The organism is Nostoc sp. S13 (assembly GCF_029379315.1).
GTDB lineage: Bacteria > Cyanobacteriota > Cyanobacteriia > Cyanobacteriales > Nostocaceae > Nostoc.
In genome coordinates this window covers 21,392-29,818 of sequence record NZ_JAQYWQ010000091.1, presented here as the reverse complement: position 1 = coordinate 29,818, position 8,427 = coordinate 21,392, and the positions used below count along the sequence as shown (strand labels likewise).

7 protein-coding genes are annotated in these 8,427 nt (G+C 40.0%); 3 read left to right on the top strand and 4 right to left on the bottom strand.

Annotated features, from left to right (window positions below; genetic code table 11):
* Positions 1 to 246: 246 nt before the first annotated feature.
* From PUQ00_RS23680 to PUQ00_RS23670, 3 genes are all read right to left on the bottom strand, one after another.
* The gene (locus PUQ00_RS23680; protein WP_300421453.1) at positions 247 to 1,281 is read right to left on the bottom strand and encodes a pentapeptide repeat-containing protein; all 1,035 of its coding nucleotides are present in this window, start codon (positions 1,279 to 1,281) and stop codon (positions 247 to 249) included.
* A gap of 236 nt (positions 1,282 to 1,517) precedes the next feature.
* Positions 1,518 to 2,369: a pentapeptide repeat-containing protein gene (locus PUQ00_RS23675; RefSeq protein WP_300421452.1), complete on the bottom strand. Its 852-nt coding sequence runs from the start codon at positions 2,367 to 2,369 to the stop codon at positions 1,518 to 1,520.
* A 1,320-nt stretch (positions 2,370 to 3,689) separates the two neighbouring features.
* Positions 3,690 to 4,106, bottom strand: coding sequence for an SBBP repeat-containing protein (locus PUQ00_RS23670; protein ID WP_300421451.1), 417 nt, complete (start codon positions 4,104 to 4,106; stop codon positions 3,690 to 3,692).
* Positions 4,107 to 4,598: 492 nt separating this feature from the next.
* On the opposite strand from PUQ00_RS23670, the gene rpaB reads away from it, so the two are divergent.
* Entirely contained in the window at positions 4,599 to 5,327 is a 729-nt protein-coding gene (rpaB, locus tag PUQ00_RS23665) for a response regulator transcription factor RpaB (RefSeq protein WP_300421449.1), read from the top strand.
* A 366-nt stretch (positions 5,328 to 5,693) separates the two neighbouring features.
* Here rpaB and PUQ00_RS23660 read toward each other — a convergent pair whose 3' ends face one another.
* Positions 5,694 to 5,903 carry a hypothetical protein gene (locus PUQ00_RS23660; protein ID WP_300421448.1) on the bottom strand — a complete coding sequence of 70 codons (210 nt, stop codon included), beginning with the start codon at positions 5,901 to 5,903 and terminating at the stop codon, positions 5,694 to 5,696.
* 472 nt (positions 5,904 to 6,375) lie between these two features.
* Between PUQ00_RS23660 and PUQ00_RS23655 the strand changes: the two genes are divergently transcribed.
* Positions 6,376 to 6,945: a hypothetical protein gene (locus tag PUQ00_RS23655; RefSeq protein WP_300421447.1), complete on the top strand. Its 570-nt coding sequence runs from the start codon at positions 6,376 to 6,378 to the stop codon at positions 6,943 to 6,945.
* Positions 6,946 to 7,376: 431 nt separating this feature from the next.
* The gene (locus PUQ00_RS23650; protein WP_300421445.1) at positions 7,377 to 8,426 is read left to right on the top strand and encodes a BMP family protein; all 1,050 of its coding nucleotides are present in this window, start codon (positions 7,377 to 7,379) and stop codon (positions 8,424 to 8,426) included.
* Position 8,427: the final 1 nt, after the last annotated feature.

The following is an 8,427-nucleotide window of genomic DNA, read 5'->3' as shown; positions in this document are numbered from 1 at the left end:
TTCGCGTCTCTACAAGGGTTCTAGATAACGCATATTTAATTTCTGGAGATGTCTATTGTGGGGCGATGGCTGCGCCAACGTCTGCGACGAACGCAGTGTGTTAACTGTGCTTGGTTGGTATTTTATCGTATTAGGGTTACAAATCATCTCTGAGATAGTGACACTCAGGCAGTTGCAAAATGTCGTGTGAGTGATGGTTCCTTATATATAACTTTTTAGCCGGCCACGACCGAGTACCTTGATTACTCAGCATTGGTTTGGATTTTCTGAAGACAAGCCCAGTTCTTTGCGAAATTCTGGATTATAACAGGCTTGATCCCAATTTTCGCCTGTTTTTAACTTTTGAAAAGTTAGGTGACGAGCGCTTTTCAAATTGGCAGTCTTGAGCTTGGCACCTTCAAAGTTAGTACCTTCAAGGTTGACATTTTCAAGGTTGGCACCTTCAAGGTTAGCACCTTCAAGGTTGGCATTTTCAAGGTTGGCGTTAGAGAGCTTGGCACCTTCAAGGTTGGCATTTTCAAAATTGGCGTTAGAGAGCTTGGCACCTTCAAAATTGGCGTTAGAGAGCTTGGCACCTTCAAAGTTGGCGTGTTCGAGGTCGGCACTCTTGAGGTTGGCACTGGAGAAGTCCGCACCTTTGAGATTGGCAGCTTTGAGATTGGCACCTTCAAAGTTGACATCAAATAAATCGGCATCTTGCATTTGGCTACTTTGTTTGAGGTCAACACTCTTGAGGTTGGCACGTTCGAGGTCGGCACCTTCAAAGTTGGCGCGTTCAAGGTCAGCATCTTCAAGGTTGGCACTCCTAAGGTTGGCACTCTTAAGGTCGGCACTGCTAAGGTCGGCATCTTCAAGATTGGCACTCTTGAGGTTGGCACTCTTAAGGTCGGCAGTATTCAGGTCGGCAGTATTCAGGTTGGCACGTTTGAGGTTAGCACGTTTGAGCTTGGCACTCTTAAGCTCGGCACCTTTAAGGTTGGCACCGGAGAAATTGACATCTTCAAGGCTAGCACTGGAGAAATTGGCATCTTCAAGGTTGGCACCTTCAAGGTTGGCATCATTCAATGAAATATTGTTCAGGCTGTTATCAGCCTTAACTAGTTTTTCCAGCGCTTCAATTCTTGCTGTACTATCTTTCTGTCCTTGAAGAGCTTCGACACTATCCAAAAGTTGTTTTATTTCTATCTTTCTATATACAACAGTTCCCACAAATATTACTAAAGCCACGAGGAGAATAGAAGCAAAACCAATTGACCTAAAGCGATTATTTTTTTTGTCCATAATACTTTGCTAAATAAACTCACAAACTCAACTTGATTACACTAGGTTTGCAGCTTTCTCCTACTGAAATACCTTGATTTGGGCGATGAAAGCTTATACCATTTTGGATTTTAGATTTTAGATTTTGGATTGTAAAAGAGTTAGTGACTAAGCTTTTGGATGATCCATATATCGCAATCATTTTTCAATTTGGTATTACGTCTTCAGAGACAATTACGACTGCCCAATAAAATTCGTCAGCATTGGCTGGAATTTCCTGGAGGTAAGCCTAGTTGTTTACGAAATCCTGGGTCGTAGCAAGCTCTCTCCCAATTTTTAGCTGTTCTGAGCTTTTGAAGAGTTAAGTTTTGGGCATCTTGAAGGTTGGTATCTTGAAGGTTAGCACCTTGAAGATTGGCACCTTGAAGATTTGTACTCTTGAGGTCGGCATCTTCAAGGTTAGCATTTTCAAGGTTGGCATTTTCAAGGTTGGCACTCTTGATGTTCACACCTTCCAGGTTGACACTGGTTAGATTGGCATTGTTGAGTTTTGCACTCGTGATATTAGCACCTTGAAGGTTAGCACCTTGAAGGTTAGCACCTTGAAGGTTAGCACTACTGAAGTTGGTACTACTGAGGTTAGCACCTTGAAGGTGGGCATCTCTGAGGTTGACACTGGTTAGATTGGCACTGCTGAGGTTGGCACTGGTTAGGTTGGCATTGCCGAGGTTGGCACTGGTTAGGTTGGCATTGCTGAGGTCGGCACTTTTGAGGTCGGCTTCTTTAAGATTGGCACGTTCCAGCTTGGCACTGCTGAGGTTGGCACTATTGAGGTCGGCTTCTTTAAGGTCGGCATCTTCAAGGTTGACACTGGAGAAATCGACATCCTTCAATGGAATATTATTCAGGGTATTATCAGTTTTAACCAGTTTTTCCAGCGCTTCAATTCTTGCTGTACTGTCTTTTTGTTCTTGAGCAACTTCGACAGTATCCCAAAGTAGTTTTATTTGGATCTTTCTGACTACAACAATTCCCACAAATATTACTAAAGCCACAAGGGGAATAAAAGCAAAACCAATCGGTCTAAAGCGATTATTTTGTATGTCCATGATACTTTACTGAATAAACTCACCAACTCAATTCGATTGTGCTAGGTTTACAATTTCCTGCTTCTGAAATACCTGGGCTTAATTTAGTTGTTTCTCTAGAAGCAAATAATCCGTTGATTCATTGGCTTGTATTATATAAAACCAAAAAATCCTAAATATAACTTACTCGCTTCCGTAATTTCATTAGTATTAGTTTTGCATTATCCCACAGACTCTTAATTGAGGCAAGACTTTTGTTTGACTTGTGCTTATTTTGATAAATAAAGCCCTCAAAAACTCTCTGGCATACACAGGTTAAGGTTCTAAAACGATATATTCCGAGGAAATTAATAAAGCCTCTGAAATCCGTGGTGAGGTAAAGAGAAAAAATTAAAGATAAGTAAAAGGCAGGTGATCCTACCTGATACAAATGAATAGATATATTCACGCTCAGAGTTGCACATTTGTTTGACAAACCTATGACAAATTCATGACGCAAATGTGACGAGATTGATTATGCTGCTTAAAAGTAACAACTTCTTGACTTGTTATATATAAAAAATTAATAACATTCTGGATGGTTCTATCTTAATATCGGCAAATACTGATAGAATGCTTGAAACTCAAGCTGTTAACTACTGCTTAGGAGCATCACAAATGTGTAAGTTATATCAAACCCAGGTTATAAATTATCATTGCGATCGCAATCACAAACATCTTCTGGCAAAATTGGAATGCTCCCTACTGATTAGACAGTTAGGGTAAATGACCGGGTTTCCGAAAGAGTAATCGAAAGGCTCTGATTCCCAACTTATTAGAGAAGATGGGAATCTTGTTATTGACTTAAGCTAATGTACTTTTAATTTGCATAACCAGGGCAGCCTTTCCGGCTCACCTCACAAGAGTTTTACTTCCAAGTAATATGCAAGTTAAATGTTTAACGGCTTAACTCATGCTATAATCTGTTGCAAGCCAAGATTATGCAGTTCTTCCTAATATATTTCCGGCGTGTTGATATCTAATAGCACAGCCAGAGTCCAAAATTTTATGTGATGAATTGTTGATAAGTTAATAATGTTTTACCTTCATCCCAAGGGAGTGAAGTTTTATAAATACCCATGCGAGTAGATGTAGTTGTTGCAAGAACAATAACAAAGTGCGACAATTTTAGACTAACGGGACTGACAAATAAAAAAATACTCAATTACTTCTTGTGGGGTGGGCCGGAAAGCCATTGGTGTCAAGTTAAAGCTTCAGCCCAGATGTCAAGCGACCTGGCGGCGTTGCGTCGGTGTCGTTGACGAACAGCTTTAACCAAGCCCATAGAACGCTGATGTTCGACTAACCAAGGAATCGGGAGCGAATGAAAAATCCTGTGGCGTAGCTGTTGCCTGCACTATCGACGGTAATGCCGCTAGATGTGTTGTACGAGCTACCACCCAATTTTTGTGCCCATAGGACGTTGCCACTGCTGTCAAGCTTGGCAATGAAAGAATCATTACCGCCTCCACTGGTAAGGCTGGTGTTGGCAAAGGTGACGGTATCTGAAAAATCTCCCATCACGTAGGTGTTGCCTGAAGCATCGGCCGCGATGCCCCAGCCTGCGTCAAACGCAGTGCCGCCCAATTGCTGCGCCCACAGGACGTTGTTGTTGATGTTGCTCATAATAGATATGTAGTGGTTGGGACTAAATTTTCTTTTGCACTGTGTTGGGGCTTCAGAAGCGATCGCCAACACCAAGCTGACAAATGGTGTCACCCGAATTGGGTTGATAAGTTACATCGCTACCGCAGATTTAGATGCCATAGCCCTCATCAAAATCTGATCCGTCCAATTTTTGTGCCCATCTGACGTTGCTATTGCACTTGGTAACAAAGCCTTAATGAAAGCTACTTTACCCTGACATTGAGAATTAAGGGGAAAACGAGAACATAGCTGGTATAGCTTTTCCCCATCCAAAGCAATCGCTGCGGGTACAAAGACTGCCTAGCAGCAAGGGAACAGATACGATCACAGCGATTTTTTTGAGCTAGAAGCCTGGAAAAAAATAAATATAGAAGTTGTATAAAAAACGAATCACTTCCTGAAGAATTTATCAATTGTATACAAATCTCTTTTTCGGGCAGATGCTTTAGGAGAGTCCGGTTTTATTACGATTTTGCAGCTAGTCCAAGGTAGTTTTGTGTTTTAGACCATTAAAGCCTGATAATGGAAAGTTAAAAGTTCTCGCCGTGAAGGAGGTTGAGAAACTTGTCAATTCATAAAGGAAAAATCCTGGTAGTAGATGACGAAGCCAGCATCCGCCGGATTTTACAGACGCGACTAGAGATGATTGGCTACAATGTAGTCCAAGCAAAGGATGGCGAAGAAGCTTTGTCAGTTTTTCGCCGAGAAACTTTTGACTTAATAGTTTTGGATGTGATGATGCCAAAGCTAGATGGTTACGGTGTCTGTCAAGAATTACGGAAAGAGTCAGATGTACCAATCATCATGCTCACAGCTTTGGCAGATGTAGCAGACCGAATCACGGGGCTAGAACTAGGTGCTGATGACTACATGACTAAACCTTTTTCTCCCAAGGAACTAGAAGCCCGAATTGCTTGCTTACTAAGGCGATCGTTTCATAAAACTAATATCAATATTATTCCTAACTCTGGGATAATCCATGTCGGCAATCTCAAAATCGATATAAATAAGCGGCAAGTTCACAAAAATGATCAGCGTATTCGGCTGACAGGTGTGGAGTTTAGCTTACTAGAGTTGTTAGTGAATCATTCTGGAAAAGTTTTTTCGCGATTAGAAATGTTACAGCAAGTGTGGGGTTTTGTACCAGGGCTGAATACAGACACCCGTGTGGTAGATGTGCATATCTCACGATTGCGGACAAAGATAGAATCCAACCCCAACGACCCAGAATTTATTTTGACAGCAAGAGGTAGTGGTTATTTTTTCCCGCGAACTATTTCTTCAGAGCAGTAATAAAGTAAAGTTCGCTCTCTCGGTTTTATTGAACTGGAGAATCGTAGTATCAGATTGTTGGGGATTTCGTTGTCAAACCTGGATAATAGACATCTCCGAAAAAGAATGTAGAGACGCGAAATTTCGTGTCTCTACAAGGGTTCTAGATAACGCATATTTAATTTCACCAGATGTCTAATGTGATAGCGTTCTGCTTCTGTCTTAAACCCGCTAGACCCATCGGCAGTCACGCGATTACGAAACGTTATTGGTATCTTATCGAACTCAGCGCTTTGATTGTGGTTATTCTCATCGGTAATCCATAACTACTGTTACTTAACAATTACAGTGCCTAGCCGTTATTTCAAAAATCTGTCGTCAAAATATTTACTGTTTAACTAGTTGCTTTAAACGAAAGTATGCCTCTTCAGGTGTCAGCGCCTCTGATTGACTTTCATTAGGTATATAAAATACCCAGGTATCGGGAAAGTAATGTACCACAAAGCTTGGAATCAAACCCAAGCTTACTGCTTGCTTTCCGAGTTTTTCAGTTTGTTCCTCTAAACTCAGTTGGTCATGAAATAGATGTTCAGCCATATTTTTCATCTGCCTGCACTTTTTTTGACTGTGCCAATTTTAGATTTGAGATTTGAGATTTTAGATTAAAAATTATTTCGGTTCATGTCCCAACGGCACTTGACGCCAGTCTGCTCAAGTCGGGAAACTCGCTTACACGGCTGGCTCCTTTATGCCTCTTAACCCGTCTTTATACAGTGGCTCCTCCTTGTGGGCGCAACAAATCCAACATTTAAAATCCGAAGTATCGTTTCGGCTGTTCGCATCTCGCGTACCTCTTGATTTCTTCCCTTTGAGATTTTTGAGAGAATATTGGAATGATGATCCTGCCAAAGCAGATTGTGATCAAGAAAATGAATCAATTCTTTGAGCCAGCTAGGAAACAGAAGATTCTGCTGATATCTTAAATTCAGCCTAGTGTAAAATGCCAAAAGCATAACTGCATTTTACAGATACAATGGTCAAAAACACCAAAAAATGTCCAATAGAGTACATGACTAGCGATAATGATGTCAGTCAATATCTGCGTCATTGTGCTGTAGCTGCTCTAATCCTAGTGGCGGCTTATGGTTTATTTGTAGCTGATTTTATTTCTAGTTGGATTTTATTTGCGATTGTTGCCGTTACACTGCCTCGTTGGATTATTAGCGTACATGAACTTATTCATGTAAAAAGCGACAAACAGATAAACAGGATAATTAGCTGTTTGGCTATTAGTCCTATTCCCCTTTCTATTTTGACACTAAGTTACCCACAAATCGGGGAAATTCATCTTTCTCATCATCGGACTCCAACAACAGAATCAGATCCAGATGCTTATCATATTCGAGGGAATTTATTTGTTGTTATTTTAAACGCCTTGAGTGCGCCAGAACAAAGTTTTATTCGTTCAGTACAATTAAATGGATTTAATTTTCAGCTAGGAGTAGATTTGCTCATCAAGCTATTGATTTTAGGGATATTGATATTCTTAGGGGGACAAAAATTTTTTTGGTTTTGGTTATTTCTGCGAATTGTGTATGGGCTAGGAGATATAGTGTTTTTTCGTCTTGTGCATCACTAAAAAGGAAAATACGGGACATTTGAGATTAAACTTCCCAGTATTCTTGAAATATGGGGAGAGCGAATTTTTGGCAAAACGGTGATTCAAGCAATAATTCATCATGATGTACATCATCAAAATCCTGGGATTGCCGCACGTAATCTCGCAACGGCAAGATCCTACATTTTTTAACTCGCTCACTTTCCGCAACGTTTTCTTGTTGTCTTCAAAAAGATTTAGAGTCATTAATTTGATAACTTTTTGAAATAAACAATTATTTCATCAAACTAGTCCATACTAATTTAACTTTTTTGTCTCTATTTAATGACAAATAGTAATTTGCTCAGTAACAGAATAAACAAACCTAAAACCATGCTCATAACGGTCTTTCATTTGGAGGCAATAACTGATAAACTTAATAACTATAATGACTAGATATCGAAAAGCAGTAGATGATACTAAATTTTAGCAGACGTAAATTTGTTTTGTATGGTTCAGCTACTTTTGCTACTAGCCTATTGCTGAAAGCTTGCAGTAGTAATAAAAGCAAGATAGCAAGGGTTAGTAGTAGTGAGGAAGGTTTTAAAATAGCGATCGCACTCCCTGGAGTCATCACTGATAAAGCTTGGAATCAGTCTGGTTACGAAGGCTTAACCCTTGCTAAACAAAAGCTGGGTGCAGAAGTTGCATATCTGGAACAAGTCGCCCAAGCAGATCAAACGGAAGTATTAACAGACTTTGCCCGCAAGGGTTATAGTCTTGTATTCGCCCACGGAGGACAATTTGATGCAGCTATAGAACAAGTCGCTGCACAATTTAAGAATACATTTTTTGTGGGTGTAAATGGTAATTCCCAGGGAGAAAATATTGCCTCTTTGCGAATAGATCACTTGCAAGGTAGTTATTTATGTGGAATTATTGGCGCGGCGATTACTAAATCTAATAAATTAGCTTATATTGCTGGGCAAGAATTTCTGGCTACGCAAGAAGAACTACGAGGATTTGAATTAGGGGCAAAATCAGTAAAACCCAATATTCAAATTGTTTCAACGTTTACAGGGAATTGGAATGATGTTGCTAAGGCAAAAGAAGCTACACTTGCCTTAATTGCTTCAGGCGTCGATGTAATTTATCAATGGTTAGATAGTGCTTCACCCACAGTTTTACAAACTGCTAGTGATAAAGCAGTTTATGCTTTTGGTAATACAAAAGACCAGTTGGATATTGCACCAAAAGCAGTATTGACAAGTGCAGTAAAAAGGTTGGATATAGCAATAGCCTATATAGCAGAACTTGCTAAAGAAAAACAACTCAAAGGACAAATATATTCTATAGGTTTAGAAAGAGCAGATATATTAAATTTAGGTAATTTTGGGGCATTAGTGCCGGAAACAGTGAAACAAAATGTTTTCAAAGTGAAGCAGGAGATTATCGATAAAAAAATTACCTTTGTAAATTGTCAGGTAGCGGGGAAAGATACACGTTGTGTCAAACAAGTATGAA

Coding starts and splice junctions, on each gene's coding strand:
- PUQ00_RS23680 (WP_300421453.1), bottom strand. CDS start 1,281: ATGGACAAAAAAAATAATCGCTTTAGGTCAATTGGTTTTGCTTCTATT.
- PUQ00_RS23650 (WP_300421445.1), top strand. CDS start 7,377: ATGATACTAAATTTTAGCAGACGTAAATTTGTTTTGTATGGTTCAGCT.
- PUQ00_RS23660 (WP_300421448.1), bottom strand. CDS start 5,903: ATGGCTGAACATCTATTTCATGACCAACTGAGTTTAGAGGAACAAACT.
- PUQ00_RS23655 (WP_300421447.1), top strand. CDS start 6,376: ATGACTAGCGATAATGATGTCAGTCAATATCTGCGTCATTGTGCTGTA.
- PUQ00_RS23675 (WP_300421452.1), bottom strand. CDS start 2,369: ATGGACATACAAAATAATCGCTTTAGACCGATTGGTTTTGCTTTTATT.